This is a genomic window from Exiguobacterium alkaliphilum (assembly GCF_018138125.1).
Lineage (GTDB): Bacteria > Bacillota > Bacilli > Exiguobacteriales > Exiguobacteriaceae > Exiguobacterium > Exiguobacterium alkaliphilum.
Genome location: NZ_CP073101.1, coordinates 2,035,899 through 2,054,364 on the forward strand (window position 1 = coordinate 2,035,899; position 18,466 = coordinate 2,054,364).

The 18,466-nt window shown below is 53.9% G+C and carries 15 protein-coding genes; 1 reads left to right on the forward strand and 14 read right to left on the reverse strand.

Annotated elements, in window-relative coordinates:
- Window positions 1–16: 16 nt before the first annotated feature.
- Window positions 17–1,444, reverse strand: coding sequence for a RecQ family ATP-dependent DNA helicase (locus KB235_RS10545; RefSeq protein ID WP_246514190.1), 1,428 nt, complete (start codon window positions 1,442–1,444; stop codon window positions 17–19).
- On the reverse strand, window positions 1,428–2,450 hold the full coding sequence (locus KB235_RS10550) for a YpbB family protein (RefSeq protein ID WP_081825892.1): 1,023 nt from the start codon (window positions 2,448–2,450) through the stop codon (window positions 1,428–1,430). The genes KB235_RS10545 and KB235_RS10550 overlap by 17 nt, the downstream gene beginning before the upstream one ends.
- A gap of 144 nt (window positions 2,451–2,594) precedes the next feature.
- On the opposite strand from KB235_RS10550, the gene KB235_RS10555 reads away from it, so the two are divergent.
- Window positions 2,595–2,843 carry a ferredoxin gene (locus KB235_RS10555; protein WP_021067177.1) on the forward strand — a complete coding sequence of 83 codons (249 nt, stop codon included), beginning with the start codon at window positions 2,595–2,597 and terminating at the stop codon, window positions 2,841–2,843.
- A gap of 48 nt (window positions 2,844–2,891) precedes the next feature.
- Here the strand turns inward: KB235_RS10555 and KB235_RS10560 are convergent, their stop codons facing one another.
- The 12 genes from KB235_RS10560 to KB235_RS10615 all read right to left on the reverse strand — a co-directional run bounded on the left by KB235_RS10560 (window position 2,892) and on the right by KB235_RS10615 (window position 18,428).
- Complete coding sequence (locus KB235_RS10560; protein WP_211779619.1) at window positions 2,892–3,698, reverse strand: thermonuclease family protein; 807 nt, start codon at window positions 3,696–3,698, stop codon at window positions 2,892–2,894.
- Between the two features lie 83 nt (window positions 3,699–3,781).
- Window positions 3,782–4,741 carry an ABC transporter permease gene (locus KB235_RS10565; RefSeq protein ID WP_211779620.1) on the reverse strand — a complete coding sequence of 320 codons (960 nt, stop codon included), beginning with the start codon at window positions 4,739–4,741 and terminating at the stop codon, window positions 3,782–3,784.
- On the reverse strand, window positions 4,738–5,802 hold the full coding sequence (locus tag KB235_RS10570) for an ABC transporter permease (RefSeq protein ID WP_034815157.1): 1,065 nt from the start codon (window positions 5,800–5,802) through the stop codon (window positions 4,738–4,740). Before KB235_RS10570 ends, KB235_RS10565 begins: the two co-directional genes overlap by 4 nt.
- Window positions 5,799–7,325, reverse strand: coding sequence for an ABC transporter ATP-binding protein (locus KB235_RS10575; RefSeq protein WP_211779621.1), 1,527 nt, complete (start codon window positions 7,323–7,325; stop codon window positions 5,799–5,801). Before KB235_RS10575 ends, KB235_RS10570 begins: the two co-directional genes overlap by 4 nt.
- Before the next feature lie 61 nt (window positions 7,326–7,386).
- Window positions 7,387–8,475 (reverse strand): BMP family lipoprotein, encoded by a 1,089-nt coding sequence (locus KB235_RS10580; RefSeq protein ID WP_211780955.1) that lies wholly within the window; start codon window positions 8,473–8,475, stop codon window positions 7,387–7,389.
- 131 nt (window positions 8,476–8,606) lie between these two features.
- Window positions 8,607–9,326 carry a GntR family transcriptional regulator gene (locus KB235_RS10585; RefSeq protein WP_034815154.1) on the reverse strand — a complete coding sequence of 240 codons (720 nt, stop codon included), beginning with the start codon at window positions 9,324–9,326 and terminating at the stop codon, window positions 8,607–8,609.
- 402 nt (window positions 9,327–9,728) lie between these two features.
- Window positions 9,729–11,939: a DNA translocase FtsK gene (locus KB235_RS10590; RefSeq protein ID WP_246514191.1), complete on the reverse strand. Its 2,211-nt coding sequence runs from the start codon at window positions 11,937–11,939 to the stop codon at window positions 9,729–9,731.
- A 56-nt stretch (window positions 11,940–11,995) separates the two neighbouring features.
- On the reverse strand, window positions 11,996–13,663 hold the full coding sequence (locus tag KB235_RS10595; protein ID WP_034808812.1) for a ribonuclease J: 1,668 nt from the start codon (window positions 13,661–13,663) through the stop codon (window positions 11,996–11,998).
- 95 nt (window positions 13,664–13,758) lie between these two features.
- On the reverse strand, window positions 13,759–14,412 hold the full coding sequence (locus tag KB235_RS10600; RefSeq protein ID WP_211779622.1) for a M15 family metallopeptidase: 654 nt from the start codon (window positions 14,410–14,412) through the stop codon (window positions 13,759–13,761).
- Entirely contained in the window at window positions 14,409–15,662 is a 1,254-nt protein-coding gene (locus KB235_RS10605; RefSeq protein ID WP_211779623.1) for a lipid II:glycine glycyltransferase FemX, read from the reverse strand. The genes KB235_RS10600 and KB235_RS10605 overlap by 4 nt, the downstream gene beginning before the upstream one ends.
- Before the next feature lie 3 nt (window positions 15,663–15,665).
- Window positions 15,666–17,126: a UDP-N-acetylmuramoyl-L-alanyl-D-glutamate--2,6-diaminopimelate ligase gene (locus KB235_RS10610; protein ID WP_246514192.1), complete on the reverse strand. Its 1,461-nt coding sequence runs from the start codon at window positions 17,124–17,126 to the stop codon at window positions 15,666–15,668.
- An 84-nt stretch (window positions 17,127–17,210) separates the two neighbouring features.
- Entirely contained in the window at window positions 17,211–18,428 is a 1,218-nt protein-coding gene (locus KB235_RS10615; protein ID WP_034808818.1) for a M16 family metallopeptidase, read from the reverse strand.
- Between the last annotated feature and the right edge of the window lie 38 nt (window positions 18,429–18,466).

Consider the following 18,466-nt stretch of genomic DNA (forward strand, 5'->3'; position numbering starts at 1 on the left):
TCATTTTACTATGATATCATTCAAAGGAAAAGATACGGCTCAACCGATGTTTCCAATCTGTCACATTTTTAGACACAACTTGCTCGTTTTCCGGGAAAGCGATGGGGCCGCAGACGTCACAGCACGGCTCTTGGTCAATCGGTTGCTCAGAGAAGTAACGGAGTAAATAATCGCGGCGACACGTCTTGATGAGCGCATAGTCAATCATTTGACCGAGTTGACGATACCGGTCGCGTTTTCTCTCCTTTACCCAATCCACCGCGCCGGCAAGCGTCCGTTCTGAGAGCATCTGTTTCAAGAGCCCGAATACCGGGTCTTCCTCGTTCATCCGGAGCAGGCGCGGCAAGTGAGATAGACTCGTCCCGTTCTCGCGTTCGAAATAGGCGACCCGGATGTCTTTTTCTTTCGGATACTGCTGGTCAATCAAAAACTGTTGAATCCGCTCATCTCCGTCTGCGTACAACAATACCGCGAACGCAGCTTCCCCGTCGCGGCCGGCCCGACCAATCTCTTGCATATACGCCTCGAGCGTCGCCGGCAGCTGGAAGTGAATCACGCTTCGGACGTTGTCTTTATTGACGCCCATCCCGAACGCGCTCGTACACACCATGACAGCGACCTCATCCCGTAAAAACTGGGACTGGACGAGCCGGCGATCCTCGGTCGACATGCCGCCATGATAAAACAAGGCGTCGTCGAGCGAGAGGGCGAGCGATTCCGCCTCACGCCGTGTCGCCGTGTAGACGACGGCCGGTTTCGGCACGTCGCGCACGAGTTCGACCAAACGCGGCAGCTTCTGTTCGCCGAGGAGACGTTCGACGATGAGCCGAATCTCCGGACGGTTCGCCGAATGGACGAATTGGGCCGGATTGAACAGCGCCAACTTCTCGATGATGTCCTTCTTCACAGCCTCAGGCGCCGTCGCCGTGACGGCCATGCACTGTGGGCTGCCGAGCTGTTTACGGAGCTCGCCGAGTCGTGCGTATTCCGGTCTGAACTCATGCCCCCACTGCGAGATGCAGTGCGCCTCGTCGATGACGAGCATCTGAATCGGGGTGCGCGCGAGCGCCCTCGTCACGTGTGGCACGGCGAGCTGTTCCGGAGAGAGATATAAGAAACGGTATCGCTTCAAGTGGTTCAAAATCGCTTGCTTCTCTTCGAGCGTCTCCATCGAAGTCAGCCGCGCCACGCCACGTTCCCCACGCTCACGGATATGAAGCATCTGGTCCTCGATCAATGACAAGAGCGGCGAGACGATAATCGTCAAGCCGTCGTTCTTAATATAGGACGGTAGCTGGAACGTCAACGACTTGCCGGCCCCCGTCGGCATGATGGCGAGCACGTCCTGCCCGTCTGCGACTGCTTCGATGACGTCGCGCTGCCCTTCTCGGAACGCGTCATAGCCGAACACCCGCTTCAATGTTTTTTCATACAAACGTCTCACCTCGTTTCAACCTCGCGAACACGAGTCGGATTTGATAATAGCTGATCGTCTCGATTTGGTCGAACACCGGCTTGAGCGCCCAGCTATCCGGTTCCCGCATTTGCTCGACCATGACGATCTGTTCTGTCGGCACGAACTGGTCGAGCGGGAACGCCTCGAGATACATCGCCATCTCGACGACGTGATCTTCAATCGTCGACGTGCGCAAGCGCCGAATCGATTGGACTTGATTGAACGTCCGACCGCCGGCGAACAGTTCGTATGATTCCCGGGCCGACAGCGTCATCCGTTCCGTCGTGAGACCGGACGTGAACCCTCTCAGTTTCGCGTCTTCCGGCAAGTGGTGCAACAGCGCGCTCCACCCTGCCAAAAAATAGAGCCGTGCCGTCCGGGCATCGACGTCGAGGAGTGAAGCGATTTGTTCATACGTATATCCGGTCTCGAACGCGCCGGTGAATCGATAGACGACCGCCGTCGCATACGGGTCACCGACTTCATCGAGAGCCGTCTCGAGCTCTTCATGAAACGCTTGGATGAGCGGGCGCCAATCCCGCTCTGTCCGGACGACTTGCTTCACCCAGCGCTCGGCGTGCCGGTCGGCTTGGACAGGGTAAAACGTGCGCTTATGTTCGAGCGACATGAACGTTTGGATGAACAGACTGAGCCGTTTCCACGTCATCGTCGCATAGTCTCGCTGTTCCCCACCGAGACGTTCGAACAAATCACGGACGGCTTCTGGAGAAGCAAGCATAGCGCCGGCTTCCGTCAAGCTGAAGCTCGAGCGGTTGAGCCAGCCTCGTTTCTCGAACGAGGCGAGCAGTTTCTCGTAATCGTACTTCGTGTAAGGGAACAGCCCAAAGATCGGTTCGAGGTCATAAAAGAATGCATCTTGTAACGTCGTCGCCGAACGTTTACCGTTCAACACATGAAACAGACTGCGCTCACTTCGCTCTCCTTTCAATCGGTCAATCGCGAGGAGCAACACCCCGTCAGCCAAGTGCACCATCGGCCCACCTCCTTCTCAATCATTATCCTTCCAAAACGATGTTCGTTTCCTCATTGAAATAATCGGGTATGTAGACTACAATTACTCATAGTCAGTAGTAAGTCGATTTCCATGGAGAGAGACGAAACGTATGGAGGGTTAAGAATGGCAAAATTTACAATTGTTGATAAAGATACATGCATCGCGTGTGGAGCTTGCGGAGCCGCCGCCCCGGACATCTTTGACTATGATGACGAAGGCCTCGCCTTCAACTTGATGGATGACAACACGGGTACGATCGAAGTCCCAGACGAGTTGTACGAAGACTTGATGGACGCGTTCGAAGGTTGTCCGACCGATTCAATCAAAGTCGCCGATGAATCATTCGACGGAGACGCACTCAAATACGAATAAGCGGAGAGAGACATGTGTGTCCAAGACATACATGTCTCTCTTTTCTTTTTATCGGGCCGCTTTACGGAACCCGGCCGCCTCCGCTTCTCGTTCCGTGCAAAATAGTACTTCCGGCACCGTCCGCTCATAGCTGGCGCCGCCCGGGACGTGGTAAATCTTCTCGCCGTCCCGATTGATGTTACCTTTAATGTCACACTCGTCCGTCTCGCGAGTCGATTTAGCCGGATCAGTCGCCTCGTGGTCGAAGCCGTTCCCGGTCACATAATTCTCAAGACTCCAAATGCCGAGCAACTGTCGGCGCGCGGCCCGCTCGACGTCCCGGAACGCATCGACGTGTTGCGTGTTCGGCGCATAGACGTAAGCGACGCGGGCAAGGCCCCGACGCAACAGTTCCTCGTTTACCATCACCCCGTCATACCAGACGTAGGCGAGCGTACGCTGATACCGGTCGTAGCGCCCGACATCATATTCGAGCGTGATCGTATCCCCCTCTGGAAGCCAGCGTGAAACGAACGCTTTCGCCGCCTCCCCGAACGGTTGGACCGGAAGCGTCGGATGGCTCGTCTCCGGTGTGTCGACGAGCAAGAGGCGAATCGATTCCGTCGCCCCGTTCTCGAATTCGACTTTAAGCGTATCGCCGTCGACGACACGGTCAAGCGTGACCGTCTCGGTTTTCCCGACCGGGCGCCTCACTTGCTGCGTCACGCTAGCACTCGGATAGTCGGCTTCGAGCTCGGTCAGCGACTCCGGCGGGTCGATCTGCGGACCGAACCAATCATCGGCCGTACACCCGGAAAGGATGAAAGTCAGCACGAGGACGAGCGTCCAGTACCACCATGTTTTCAATTGTCTCACCTCTTTATGAGTATAACAAAAAAGGTTGTTTGACGCTTCCGTCAAACAACCTTTCCTAAAGAGGACAGATGTCCTTTTTTTCGTCATCGTTTCCCTTTAATATACGGGATACCGACAGACTTTGGTGCATCGGCACGACCGACGACACCGGCAAGGGCAAGAATCGTGAGCGCATACGGCGCGATCAAGAGCAACACTTGCGGCACGTTATTGATGACCGGCAAGTTGCTACCGATAATCGAGAGCGCTTGCGCGAATCCGAAGAAGAGACCGGCGCCGAGCGCACCGAGCGGATTCCATTTCCCGAAAATCATCGCCGCGATGGCGAGGAACCCTTGTCCGACGATCGTCGTCGCACTGAAGTTCGTCGTGACCGTTACGGCATAGACTGCACCAGCCAAGCCACCGAACGCACCTGAGAGCATGACGCCCATGAAGCGCATCTTTGTGACATTGATTCCCATCGTATCCGCCGCCATCGGGTGTTCCCCGACCGAGCGAAGACGAAGGCCGAACGGCGTCTTGAAGATGACGAACCAGACGACGAACGCGAGCGCGATGGCGATGAACGACGTGTATTGAACGTTGACGAAGAACATGCGGAGAACCGGAATGTCCGATAAGAACGGCACGTTCTCTTTTGCGATCCGGTATTGGATAAAGTCGGTCTGCCCTTTATTGTAAAGGACACGGACGACGAAGATCGCAAGTCCGATTGCAAGCATGTTGATCGCGACACCAAGGACGGTCTGGTCCGCCCGCCATAGAATTGCCGGGACTGCCAAAAAGAGGGAGAACAGTGCCCCGATGACCATCGCCACTAAAAGCGAGATCCATGGGCTCATTCCACCTAGACCCATACTTGTCAGCGTCAACGTCGTGATGATCCCGGTCGCTGCCCCAATGACCATGATTCCTTCAAGTGCGATGTTGACGACACCCGACCGTTCACTGAAGATGCCACCGAGAGCGGCGATGATGAGTGGAGTCGCATAGGCAAGTGCAACCGGTACGACGATATAGAGGACTTCTAAGAAGCTCATTTTTTCTCCACTCCTTTCTTACGATTTCCTTTAAGTTTCTCAATGACATAGTTCAGTGCATAACCAGACGCCACGAAGATAACGATAGCGGCGATAATGACTTTGACGAGCTCAGACGGGATGTTCGCCCCGAGCTGCATCGCGAGTCCACCGATGTTGAGGCCGGCGAACAACAAGGCCGCCAAGACGACACCGACTGCCGTGTTCGCACCGAGAAGCGCGACCGCGATCCCGTCGAATCCGACGCCAGTGAACGACGCGCTGAGCGTCATGCCGTTGAACGTCCCGAGACCTTCCATCGCACCGGCGAGGCCGGCGAACATACCCGAGATGACGAACGACAAGACGATGTTGCGATTGACGCTCATCCCCGCATATTGCGAGGCGTGCTTGTTGAACCCGACGGCACGAAGCTCGTACCCGAGCGTCGTCCGTTGCAAGATGTAGTAATAGACGACCGCGGCAAGGACGGCGATGAGAATTCCCCAGTGCAAGCGCGAGAACGTCGTCAATTCCTGAAGGAGCGGTGACGAGAGGGATGCCGATTCTCGAATCGATTCCGTCCGTTCATTCGTCACGCCGATGACGCTCCGTAAAATCGCGTTCGTCGTATAGAGCGCGATGTAGTTCATCATAATCGACGTGATGACCTCGTGGACGTGGAACTTCGCCTTGAGGAAACCTGGCACGAACGCCCAGGCGGCCGCAGCGAACATCGCGGCGAGCAAGGCGAGTGGCAAGTGGAGGAACATCGGCAAATCGAAGTTGATTCCGACATACACCGCCGCCACCCAGCCGATCAACACTTGGCCCTCGACCCCGATGTTGAAGAGGCCGGTTCGGAACGCGAACGCGACCGCGAGACCTGAGAAGATGAGCGGTGCCGCCGCACGCAGCGTCTCACCGATGGCGTACGGGCTACCGAGCATGCCGTTAAACAGCGACGAGAAGCCACGAACCGGGTCGTAGCCGCCGATGAGCATGACGATTGCGCCGACGAATAGCCCCATCAAGATGGACAGTAGCGGGATGAGCAGTCGATTGAGTCCTAGCTTGTTCATACTGTTTCTTCCCCTCTCTTACCGCCGGCCATCAAGAAGCCGAGCTCTTGCTCTGTCGTTTCTTTCGGGTCGCGAATCCCGACGATCTTTCCTTCGTACAAGACGGCGATTCGGTCCGATACGTGTAGAATTTCTTCAAGTTCGAACGAAATGAGGAGCACGGCGCGCCCTTTCTCCCGTTCTTTGACGAGCTGTTCGTGAATGAACTCGATGGCTCCGACGTCGAGACCGCGCGTCGGTTGCGCCGCGATCAGCAGGTCCGGAGACCGGTCGACTTCACGGGCGATAATCGCTTTTTGTTGGTTACCGCCAGAAAGCGCACGAGCCGGCACGTCGACTGATGGAGTTCGGACGTCAAACTTCTCAATTAACGCTTTCGCCTTCTCGGCGACGGCTTTATAGTTCATCGAGCCGCGTTTTGAGAAGGGTTCTTTGTAATACGTTTGCAAGACCATATTGTCACGAATCGAATAGTCGAGCACGAGACCGTGCTTATGCCGGTCTTGCGGGATATGACCGACGCCCGATTCCGTCACTTTTCGAGGTGTGAAGCCGGTCACGTCATTTCCGTTTAAGAAAATCTTACCGCCCTCGGGTTTCTTCAACCCCGAAATCGCTTCAATCAATTCCGTCTGACCATTGCCATCGATTCCGGCGATCCCGAGGATCTCTCCTGAGCGGATTTGTAAATCCAAGCCTTCGACGACTTCGATGCCGCGACTGTCTTTGACGACGAGCTTTTGGATGTCGAGGACGACTTGCTGTGGATCTGCCTTGGAATATTCCGCATCAAAGTTGACTTCCCGTCCGACCATCATCTCGGCGAGACGGTCTTCGTTGACCGTTTCATCGATGTCGACCGTGCCGATGTAACGACCGCGTCGGATGACCGTGCAGCGGTCTGCCACTTGCATGATCTCTTTTAGCTTGTGGGTGATCAAAATGATCGACTTTCCTTCTTCGATGAGACGCTTCATGATTTGAATGAGTTCTTGAATCTCTTGAGGCGTCAACACGGCCGTCGGTTCATCAAAAATTAAAATCTCGGCTCCACGATAGAGCGTCTTCAAAATTTCCACACGCTGCTGCATCCCGACTGAGATGTCTTCGATTTTTGCATCCGGGTCGATTCGGAGTCCATACTGCTCCGAGATGTCCATTACTTTTTTACGCGCCGTGGCCCGGTCGACCGTCAACCCGCTCTTCGGTTCAGAGCCGAGGATGATGTTTTCTGTGACCGTAAACTTCTCGACGAGCATGAAGTGTTGGTGCACCATGCCGATGCCGAGATCGTTGGCGATGTTCGGATTTTCAATGTTCACCTTTTCTCCGCGTACACGAATCTCTCCGCCCTCAGGCTGATAGAGACCGAACAAGACGTTCATGAGCGTCGATTTTCCGGCACCGTTCTCGCCGAGCAACGCATGAATCTCGCCTTTACGAAGTTGAAGGGTGATATTGTCGTTGGCTACGAACGTACCGAACTCTTTGCGAATATTGAGCATTTCAATAACATATTCCAAGAAAGTCCACTCCTAACTTTAAGGAAAGGGGAACCACATGGGTCCCCCCTAACTCAATGATTTATTCTACTGTTTTCATGAACTCTTCGAACTCAGCGTCTGTCGCAGGTGCAGTAAGTTCGCCGTCGATCAACTGTTGGCGATACTCGTCTACTTGCGAGAGGATGTCAGCCGGAACGTGCTTATCAGATGTTTCAGCAATCCCGACACCGTCATCTTTCAAACCGAACTCGATGATTTCTCCACCTGGGAAGTTCCCTTCCATCGTCTGTTTCGACACTTCATACGTCGCCGTATCTACACGTTTAACCATTGAAGTAAGCGTAACGTCTTCTGGGAGGCCTTCTTCGTATTGGTCACGGTCAACCCCGATGACCCATACTTCTTCGCCGTTCTTCTTACGGTTCTTCGCTTCTGTGAATACCCCTACACCCGTTCCGCCGGCAGCGTGATAGATGATGTCAGAACCAGCGCCATACATACCTGATGCGATCGCCGTTCCTTTTTCAGCCGAGTTGAAGTCTTCCGCATATTTCACATCAATCGTTGCATCTGGGTTGACGGCCATGACGCCCGCTTTAAATCCATTTTCGAACTTCTTGATCAAGTCAGACTCGACGCCACCGATGAAGCCGACTTTGTCCGTTTCAGTCATGAGACCGGCGATGACACCGACGAGGAACGATCCTTCTTGCTCTTTGAACGTGATTGACGCGACGTTCGGTGCGTCAACGACCATGTCGACGATCGCAAAGTTGTTGTCCGAGAATTGTCCAGCAACCGTCTGGATGTCTTCAGCCATCAAGAAGCCGATACCGTAAATCAAGTTGAAGTTGTCACGAGCCAATTGCTGCAAGTTTGGCTGGTAGTCCGCTTGTTTTGACGATTGGAGGTATTTGAAGCCTTCGTTCTCCGTCAAGTTGTTGTCTTCACCGAACTTCGTGAGACCTTCCCAAGCTGATTGGTTGAACGACTTATCATCTACGCCGCCCGTATCCGTTACCATCGCTACTTTGAAGTCGCCAGCTTCGCTGCCGCCGCCTTCTCCGTTTGAAGCACCTTCATTGTCGTCGCCGCCACATGCTGCGAGTACTGTCGAGAGCGTAAGACCTGCTGCTAAAGCTGAGAGAATCGTTTTCTTCTTGTTCATCATCGTCGTGTTTCCCCTTTCGGATCATAACAATTTAGGTTGTCATGTTGTCAGTAGTCTTTACACCGGTATAAGAAAGCGCTTTCACGCTGTTCCCCAAAAATAACCTTTCCGAACTTCGTGAACGCGTGTTACACGCGTTTGCGGACGACATGGAAGTCAAAGCGGTCCGCTCGGAAAAAGTTTGCCGAATCGAGCAACGGTAAGTCGCTTTCATCGTAATGCAATTGCTTTAACGCAAGTAACGGTTGGTCCGTTTGAAGTTGTGTCGAGATTTCCGCGCTCACACTCGGTTCGATGTGCGTGATCGCATAGGCGACCCGACGTCCTACCTCTTGTTCCAGCGCGTCAAATAACGATTTTCCTTCTGTCAATGCTTCAGGATTAGAAACGAGATGTGCGGGAATCTTGTCCACACAGTATACGACCGGTGTCTCGTCCGCATAGCGAATCCGGACGATCCGATAAATCGGAGAATTCGGTTCGATTTTTAGACGCTCGGCTTCTCTCTCTGTCGCTAACACCTTTTCGGCCACCAATACTTTTGTTCCCGGTGTCATTTTGGCGCGCGTGATCATGTCCGTTACGCTAAACAGCTCTTCAATCCCCGACGTGAACGGAGGTTTGGAACTGATGAACGTCCCGACGCCATGTTTACGCACAACAAATTTCTCGTCTTCAAGAATTCGAAGCGCTTCGCGGAGTGTCGCACGACTGACCCCAAGTTGCTTCGATAACTCGAATTCTGAAGGAAGCTTTTCTCCTTCACGATAGACACCCTCATCGATATCCTGCTTGATTTTCTCAATCACGCGGAGATAGAGCAAGCGATGATCGAGCTTAATCGACATGGGCCTCACCACCTTTACCTTTTGTTACCAGTGCTCAGACATCTGACGTATGAATGCCCTTGCCAATATTAAGTATAGGGATTCCAGAATTAGAACGCAATACTTTTTGTTCGGAATCAAGGAAATATTTTAATCTTAAAGGATATCGCATGCCTCGTAGTCTATATTACCTGTTCGCTCCCGCTTTGAAAAGATTTTGTAAAATGAAAACGGTATTAAAAAATGAAAGCGGTTCAACCGTTTCAGTAGTATGTCGGATTAGGTATTATAGACCAGATGTGCTATATCATTCCCGCTCATTGCGCGTTTCTTATGAATTCGGTATTCATTTCAATTATACCGATAAATAATTAAAAAACGAACGATTAGATTATATTAAATCCAATCGTTCGTTTTTAAATTTTACCCTTCCGACTCATTGACGAGTACTTTCCGTGGTTTCGATCCTTCTGACGGACCGACATACCCCGCTTGTTCTAGCGAATCGATCAATCGTGCAGCTCGATTATAGCCGATTCGGAACCTCCGTTGAATCATCGACGTCGAGGCCGTCTCTTGCGTCATAATGAACTGGACGACTTCCCCGAACAACGAATCGTCCGAATCGATCGTCGTCACTTCTTCTTCTTTCGGCATCATCGCCTCGACGTACTGGGCGCGTTGCTGGGCGATGACGTGGTTGACGACTGTCTCGACCTCTTGGTCCGATACAAAGGCACCTTGGACACGAATCGGTTTGTTCATCCCGTTGGCGAGCATGAGCATGTCTCCACGCCCAAGCAACTTCTCGGCCCCGCCTCCGTCGAGAATCGTTCGTGAATCCGTCTGTGATGAGACGGCAAACGCGATCCTTGACGGAATGTTCGCCTTGATGACGCCTGTGATGACGTCTACGGACGGCCGTTGTGTCGCGAGCACCATATGAATGCCTGCGGCCCGGGCCATCTGTGCAAGGCGCATAATGGCGTCCTCGACGTCATTCGACGCGACCATCATCAGGTCGGCGAGCTCATCGACGATGACGACGATGAACGGCAGTCGCTTCGCATCTTCATCCTCGGACTTGTCGACGAGTTCATTGTAGCCCTCGATATTCCGCACGCCGTACCGGCTGAACAGCTCATAGCGCCGTTCCATCTCGGCAACGACTTGCTTGAGCGCCTGTGCCGCCTTTTTCGGGTCGGTGACGACCGGCGTCAACAAGTGTGGGACACCGTTATAGACGTTCAACTCGACCATCTTCGGGTCAATCATCATCAATCGGACCTCATCCGGCCGGGTCCGCATCAAAATCGACACGATCATGCCGTTGATACAGACCGACTTCCCCGACCCCGTCGACCCGGCTACGAGCAAGTGCGGCATTTTGTTCAAGGCGACGGTAACCGTCTCGCCACTGATGCTGCGCCCAAGCGCGACGAGTAACGGTGACGCCTCACGTTTGACCGTATCGGCCTCCAGCACTTCACGTAAGCACACCGGGGCGACCTCTTGGTTCGGCACTTCAATCCCGATGGCCGCCTTGCCCGGAATCGGCGCCTCGATGCGAATGTCTTTCGCCGCCAAAGCGAGCGCCAAATCATCGCTTAGCGAGGTGATTCGGCTCACTTTCACACCGATGTCCGGTTGGAGCTCATATTTTGTGACGGTCGGTCCGAGATGGATCTTCAACACTTTCACCCCGACGCCGAACGACTTGAGCGTTTGGACGAGTTTCGTCGCATTCGCTTTCAATCGTGCATTCTCACCCGACAAGTCGGTGACGACCGGCTCGGACAAGATGGTGAACGTCGGGAGCTCGTACGTGTCAGACACGTCTTGCGCTGCCGTCATCATCATATCCTCGGTCGGCATGTCCGCCACTTCATCTGCACGATCCGTCGTGCTCGCGTCCTGTTTTTGTTCCCGCTTCTCGGCAACGACTTGTTCACTGAACCCAACGATTGGGATGTCGTGCATCGTCACAGCATCCGGTTCCGGCTCGATTTCCGGCGGGTTACTCGACGCCTCGGCGTCGCGAGGGACAGCAGGCGTCGCTTTCTTCCGTGCCGGTGCCGTTTTCCGTTCAGGCCGTTCCCGCTCCTGCCACTCTTGTTTGATCGCTTGGCCAGACTCGAGCAGTCTCCGACCGACACTGTGCCAAATCGATGGCGAAAGTAGAGAGATTCCGACGACGAGACAGATGATGCCGAGGAAAATAATGCCGAAGTCGGAGAGTAAGTAATGGTTCAGCTCATAGAGCGCGCCGTTGATCGCCCCACGCTCGGCTCCCCAGACGAGATCGCCAAACAATAGAAAGGCGAGGAACAACAAGAAGATCCCGGCCCGCTGGCTCGGCCGCCAATCGCTCAACCCGATGAGCAAGGTGAAGCCGATGGCGAGATACGTCAACGCTCCCCAGCCACCGAACAACGTGGCAGCGAGCAGCGATGTCCGGGCACCGACCCAGCCGAACTCGAATAATGAAAAGATGAACGCTGTCATCGCAAGGACGAACGCGCCCCATCCATATGTACGCCAAGGAATCGGTTGTTTCTTGCGGGCTCTCGGAGCCGGTCGTTTCCGTTTTGGCGGAGTCTTTCTCGATTTTTGAGCCACCTTTTTCTGTGTCACTTTCGATTCCTCCTAAAAAAAGAAGGCAAAAGTCAGATGACTTTTGCCTCAATTCATTATATCTCCATGATGATCGGCAAGATCATCGGACGACGTTTCGTCTGCTCGAACAAGAAGACGCTGAGCCGCTCACGAATATTTGATTTCAATTCGGTCCAATCGCTTCCAGCTTGGAGACTCTTCTCGATTTGCTTTGTGACGATTCGGTTCGCCTCAGAAATCATCTCTTCGGACTCACGCATATAGACGAATCCGCGGGAGATGAGCTCTGGGCCTGAAATCAATTTCTTTTGTTTCCGGTTCAACGTGACGACGCAGAGCACGACGCCATCTTGCGACAAGAGGCGACGGTCGCGAAGAACGATGTTCCCGACGTCTCCGACACCGATTCCATCAATCAAGACGTTTCCGGCCGGCACTTTACGGCTCATACGCGCTTTGCGTCCGGTGAACTCGACCACATCGCCTTTTTCGACGATGAAGATGTTGTTCGATTTGACACCGACTTGTTCCGCGAGTTTCGAGTGCGCCATTTGCATCCGATACTCCCCGTGAATCGGGAGGAAGTACTTTGGTTTGACGAGGTTGAGCATGAGCTTCAACTCTTCAGCCGAACCGTGTCCCGATACGTGTACTTTCCGTTGGTTGTAGATGACGTTCGCGCCCGAGCGGAACAAGAGGTCAATCGTTTTTGAAACCGACTTCTCGTTACCCGGGATCGGTGTCGCAGCGATGACGACCGTATCATTCAAGCGAATATTCACTTGTTTATGCGCGTTCCGTGCCATCCGTGTCAACGCTGCCATCGGTTCCCCTTGTGAACCGGTCGTCAAGATGACAACTTTGTTGTCAGGCAAACGGTTCACTTGTGACAGTTCAACGAGCGTTTTTGGCTTGAAACGAAGGTAGTTCAACTTTTGGGCCACTTCGACGATGTTGACCATGCTGCGGCCGACGACCGCGACTTTCCGGTCGTTCGCTTCCGCCGCTGCGAACACTTGTTGCAAACGATGGACGTTCGAGGCGAACGAGGCGACGATGACGCGCCCTTCCGCCTGATAGATGACGTCGTTCAATTCGGCACCAACGATTGACTCCGATCCGGTTTGACCCGGACGTTCCGCGTTCGTCGAGTCTGATAACAAGGCGAGGACCCCTCGCTGCCCGATTGCGGCCAATTTATTGAAATCAGACTGTTTCCCATCGACCGGTGTATAGTCGAATTTGAAATCGCCCGTATGGACGATTGCCCCTTGAGACGTTTGGATGCAGACCCCTACGCAGTCGGGAATCGAGTGGTTGACGCGGAAGAACGTGATGAAATGATCAGCGATAGTCAATTTCGTTTTGGCGTCGATCAATCGAAGGTCGACTTCTTTAAGTAAGCCTGCCTCTTTCAATTTGAGCTCGATCAAACCGAGCGTCAACTTCGTCCCGTAGACGGGGACGTGTTTCAAATCGCGGAGCACATAACTGAGTCCACCGATATGGTCTTCGTGACCGTGCGTGATGAAAATGGCACGGACACGGTCTTTATTCTCTTTCAAATACGTAATGTCAGGGATGACGATATCAATCCCGAGCATCTCATCGCCTGGGAACATGAGACCGGCATCGATGACGAAGATGTCGTCGTCTAGTTCCACGACGTACATGTTCTTCCCGATTTCGCCTACGCCTCCAAGCGCAAAGACGCTAATGTTCTCTGTCTTCTTCTTTGACACTAACAAAAACCTCCTAGATGATTCATATTCTGGTTCGTCCACTTATCGCTATTGAATATTGTATCGGAAAACGGCTTCATTGCCAACATTTCCGTTCAATCGACTAGAGGTTTTAAAACATCGGCGAGCGGCATCGTCGCTTGTTCCCCTGGCCGCTTGCCTGCTGCGAGCTGTCGAATCGACAATCCGAAGTCCATCTGCAGGTGCGGATAGTCGGGGAAGTCACGCCAATCGCCGCCCCACTCGAATCCGAGCGCCTTGCCGAGCTCACCGAGTTCTTGCCAGTCGGGCACACCGGAACGATTGTGGTCAGATGACAAATCATAGTCGGCCCGGTTGTCATGGATGATGACGAAATCGACGGCGAGTCCATAGTTATGGTAGCTCTGTCCGGCCTTGGCGTTCGTGACGATTTGGCCAGGCTCCGATCGACCTTGCGCATAGAGCGCGTTTTGCTCGTCTTCGGAGCGATAACCGGACGTCAGGCGAACCTCGAGCCCAAGGCACGAATAAGCGAGTCGGACAAACGTCTCGCTTCGTTCCCGGACGTGCGGATGTAAGTTCGAGAAGGCGCGCTCACTCCGCTCGACAATCGGCTGCTCGGCTTGTGGTGCCCGATTGCACATCCCTGCCTCAAACGATGGCTCATCCACCCATGGCATCGGTCCTGGACGTGAAAACGAGTACGCCAAGAAGATGCCGACGAGAAACGCGACCATCGCGAATGTCAAGACACCGGTCCACTTCATCGTCTGAACCGTTTACGGAGTCCTTTGACGAGCGGAAGTCCTTTTTCGAGGGCGAAATAGAGCGGACGATTCAAGACGAGGTCGAACTCTCCGACTTTCTCAATCATGTCACTGCCCCACCCTGACTTAAAGGCGTAAAGTCCCGCGTATTCATCATCCGGGTCCGTTTTACCGGAGACGCCGCCGAAATCGTACCGTTCGGCACCGCTCTCTTTTGCGGCTTGCATCATCGTCCATTGCATGAGGTGGTTCGGCATGAATTCACGGAACTCGTTCGATGACGCGCCGTACAAGTAGTACGAGCGGCGACCGGCGAGCGTCAACAGACCACCCGACAAGACGAGGCCGTCCGGATAGCGCTTGTCGAGTTCGACGAGCTCCGGCAACGCTGTCTCGATTTTTTCAATCTGTTCGCGTGTCTGTTTCTCGCGATTCGTCAAGCTCGACCGTTTCTTCTCGACGGTCTCCTTCTCGAGCGCCCGCTCGATTTTCGCGAGCTCTCGCGTCGCTTTCTCGAGCGTCTGTCGCTGTTGCTCGAGGGCAAGGCTCGGCTCGAGTTTCGTCAAGAACAGGCGGGCGTCATTCGGTTGAAGGCAGTCATACAGGTTCTCGAAGTAATCGAGTCCGCGCGTGGAAAACCCGTCCCGTTCCCCTGTCACTTTCATCAACTCGGCGAACGTCTTCAGACCGTCACGACCGACCTCGGTACAGACGATGCCTTTCTTTTCCGCGAGCCGAACGTTATAGCGGAACTTATGATGAAACTTCCCGAAAATCTCTTTCTCGCTCGGGCGCAAATCCGTCTCCATCGTGAAGCGGGGCTGTGCATAATCGAATCCGCCGCCATACCCTTTATGAATAAAACCGAGCTCGGTCATCTCCGTCATCAAGCCCGGGACTTCATCGCGGTCGATGTTCGGGTCGATTTTGATCGTGATGGCACGTCGGTCTTTCGCGACACGTTTCGCCTCTTCGGTCAATACTTTGAGCGACTCTGTGTCGTCATAGTCGACGACGAAGCCACGCGGGGCGTAACATAGCGTGAACGGGAGCTTCGGCACTTGTTTGAACAATAACAGGGCGACCCCTGTCGTCGTTCCGTTCGTCCCGACGGCGATGCGTTCTCCTGACCAACCGTTTTGACGCTTGACGCTGGCCCAACTTGAAAGTTGGAGCAAATCTCCCCGGTCATGGGCTTTGACGAAATCGTCATGCTGTTTCTCTGTCAAACTGATAGGTTGTACTGCCATAAATCATGATTCCTCCGTCTTCAAGATTGTCGCTCGAACAATTTTCTCTTCATCGAGCGGAATTTTTTCGTTGCCGATGATTTGATATTTTTCGTGCCCTTTTCCGGCCAAGACGACGATGTTCGTCGGTTTCGCGAGGCTTGCCGCATATCGGACCGCTTCTTCACGGTCACCAATCTCGACGAAGTTGTCGTGCGTCATGCCTGAAGCGATGCCGCTCGTGATGGAGTCATATGCTTCAAAGCGGGGGTCATCCGTCGTGATGACGACCGTGCCGGCGTACTTTGAGGCCATCTGGCCCATCGTCGGTCGTTTCGTCACATCACGATTGCCGCCCGTCCCAATCAAGAAGATGATGTCTTCCTTCGGGACGCCGACGAGCGATTTCAAACATTGCTCGATACCATCCGGCGTGTGGGCATAGTCAGCGTAGATGTTATAACCAGGCACGTCGAGCCGTTGCATCCGCCCTTTGGCCGGATGAATCGCCTCGAGCGCCTCAATAATCTTCGCGAGCGAATAACCCGCAGCGAGCAGACACCCTGTCGCAAGGAGAATATTGTACACGTTGAAGCGTCCGATGAACTGAACCGTCACCGGCAAGCTCTCCCCTTGATAGTGAAGATGGAAACTCGTATCAGACAACGTCTGCACGATATTCGTCGCCAAGACGTCAGCCGGGGCGTCGATGCCGTATGTCATGACACGCGCACCCGTCATCGTCTCATAGAGCTTGCTATATGGATCGTCCGCATTCAAGACGGCGACTTTGCCACGGGACGCGATTTGACCGAGCTGGGCGAAGAGCAACCCTTTCGCACGGGCATAATTATCAAACGTGCCATGGAAGTCGAGATGGTCATGGGTCAAGTTCGTGAAGCCGACGATATCGAAATCGGTGCCGATGACACGGCCGAGTTCGAGCCCGTGTGACGACACTTCCATCATGACGTCCGTCACCCCTTCGGCCTTCATCTGCGCCAACAGTTGCTGCAGTTCTGAACTTTGCGGCGTCGTGTTCTTGCTCGGTACGACCCGGTCGTTGATGCGGACTTCGACCGTCCCAATCAAGCCGGTACTATGCCCGAGCTCTGCGAGGACGTCGCGTAAAATCGTCGTCGTCGTCGTCTTCCCGTTCGTCCCGGTGATGCCGAACATGCGCATCTGTTCTGACGGGTAGCCATAAAATGCTGAAGCCAACAGTCCGACGGCTCTCGAGCTGTCCCGGACGACCAAGTTCGGTACCGGCACGTCGAGCGGACGTTCGCTGACGATGGCGACGGCACCGCGTTCAACGGCGGTCGCGGCGTAGTCGTGTCCATCGACCGTGTACCCTTTGATCGCGACGAACAGCGTCCCGGGGACGACTTCGCGCGAGTCGGTCGTCACGTGGGTCACGTTGATGTCAGCGTTTGATAGTTGGTTAATCAATTGAATGTGTTTTGCTAAATCGGTTAAGTTCAAGTCTTTCCCTTCTTTCACCTGTATCCTGTCCAAAGTAAAGAATACCTCTTAATCAGTGTAGAGAACTTACAATTCGGTTTCAAGTCAGTCTTCGGACGGAAGGACATAAGATTTGGCAGGAGCATGGCTGAGCACTTCACGAATGAGGGCGTTCACGTCACGCGTCTCGATTCGGTCTACTTTATCGAGGACGACATCGATCGGTTCCACCTCATCTAATAGGACGAGGTTGCGGCCGTTGCGATTCATCCGCGCGCTCGTGCTCTCATTGCCGAGAACGAGCGAGCCTTTCAGTTGCCGCTTCCCTTTCTCGACTTCGTCGTCCGTCAAGCCGCTCGTCTTCAACGCCGCGAGTTCACGGTCCATAATCGACTCGACTTGGTCGAGCGTGTCTTTCGACGTCCCGATATAGATCGTGAACGTCCCGTGATCGTCGAACGTCGTATAATACGAATAGATTGAGTAGGCGAGCCCTTGTTCTTCGCGAATCGACTGGAACAAGCGGGATGACATCGTCGCCCCGATGGCGTTGTTCAGCAGGGCCAGGTGCGGTAACCGGTCATCGGTCGCGGCAATCGCCTCGAAGTTCCAACAGAGATGGGCTTGCTCGGTCTCTTTTTCTTTTTTCACGACCTCGGCGTGTAGCGTCGGTACGGTCGATTCTTTCGAAGATTCCCCTGTTGGGAGACCGGCAAACCTCGCTTTAACGGCCTCGATGAGTTCATCCGGCACGTGTCCGGCAATCGACACGACGACGCGGTTGCCTGTATACCGTGTTTCCACGTATCGAAGCAACTGGTCGCGGGTGAGGCCGAGCACGCTCGACTCCGTCCCAAGAATCGGTTCGGCCAGCACGTCGTCTTGATAGACGGCCGTTGCGAGCAGTTCGTGGACGAGGTCTTCCGGTGTATCTTCATACATTTTGATTTCTTCGAGTACGACGCGTTTTTCCTTCTCGAGTTCGGCTTCATCGAAGACCGAGTTGAATAGCATGTCCGCGAGCGCGTCAAACGCGATCAAAGCGTGGTCGTCGAGCGTCTTCACGTAATAACACGTATGGTCTTTCGATGTGAAGGCGTTGACGCTACCACCGAGCTCGTCGAAGAACGAGGCGATTTCTTTCGCCGACCTCGTCTTCGTCCCTTTAAATAGCATGTGTTCAATCAAATGACTGATTCCAATCTCGGACTTGTCTTCAGTGCGCGTCCCGGCTTTGATGAACACCCCGGTCGACGTGCTCCGGACGTCTGCCATCGGTTCGATGACGATGCGGACGCCGTTGTCTAATGTGATCCATTCCATCTTATCACTCCTATGAAAAAGGCCATCGCGATAGACGA

Excerpts from the sequence above, each read along its gene's own strand:
- KB235_RS10550 (WP_081825892.1), bottom strand. The coding sequence starts at position 2,450 with ATGGTGCACTTGGCTGACGGGGTGTTGCTCCTCGCGATTGACCGATTG.
- KB235_RS10555 (WP_021067177.1), top strand. The coding sequence starts at position 2,595 with ATGGCAAAATTTACAATTGTTGATAAAGATACATGCATCGCGTGTGGA.
- KB235_RS10565 (WP_211779620.1), bottom strand. The coding sequence starts at position 4,741 with ATGAGCTTCTTAGAAGTCCTCTATATCGTCGTACCGGTTGCACTTGCC.
- KB235_RS10570 (WP_034815157.1), bottom strand. The coding sequence starts at position 5,802 with ATGAACAAGCTAGGACTCAATCGACTGCTCATCCCGCTACTGTCCATC.
- KB235_RS10580 (WP_211780955.1), bottom strand. The coding sequence starts at position 8,475 with ATGAACAAGAAGAAAACGATTCTCTCAGCTTTAGCAGCAGGTCTTACG.
- KB235_RS10585 (WP_034815154.1), bottom strand. The coding sequence starts at position 9,326 with ATGTCGATTAAGCTCGATCATCGCTTGCTCTATCTCCGCGTGATTGAG.
- KB235_RS10600 (WP_211779622.1), bottom strand. The coding sequence starts at position 14,412 with ATGAAGTGGACCGGTGTCTTGACATTCGCGATGGTCGCGTTTCTCGTC.
- KB235_RS10605 (WP_211779623.1), bottom strand. The coding sequence starts at position 15,662 with ATGGCAGTACAACCTATCAGTTTGACAGAGAAACAGCATGACGATTTC.
- KB235_RS10615 (WP_034808818.1), bottom strand. The coding sequence starts at position 18,428 with ATGGAATGGATCACATTAGACAACGGCGTCCGCATCGTCATCGAACCG.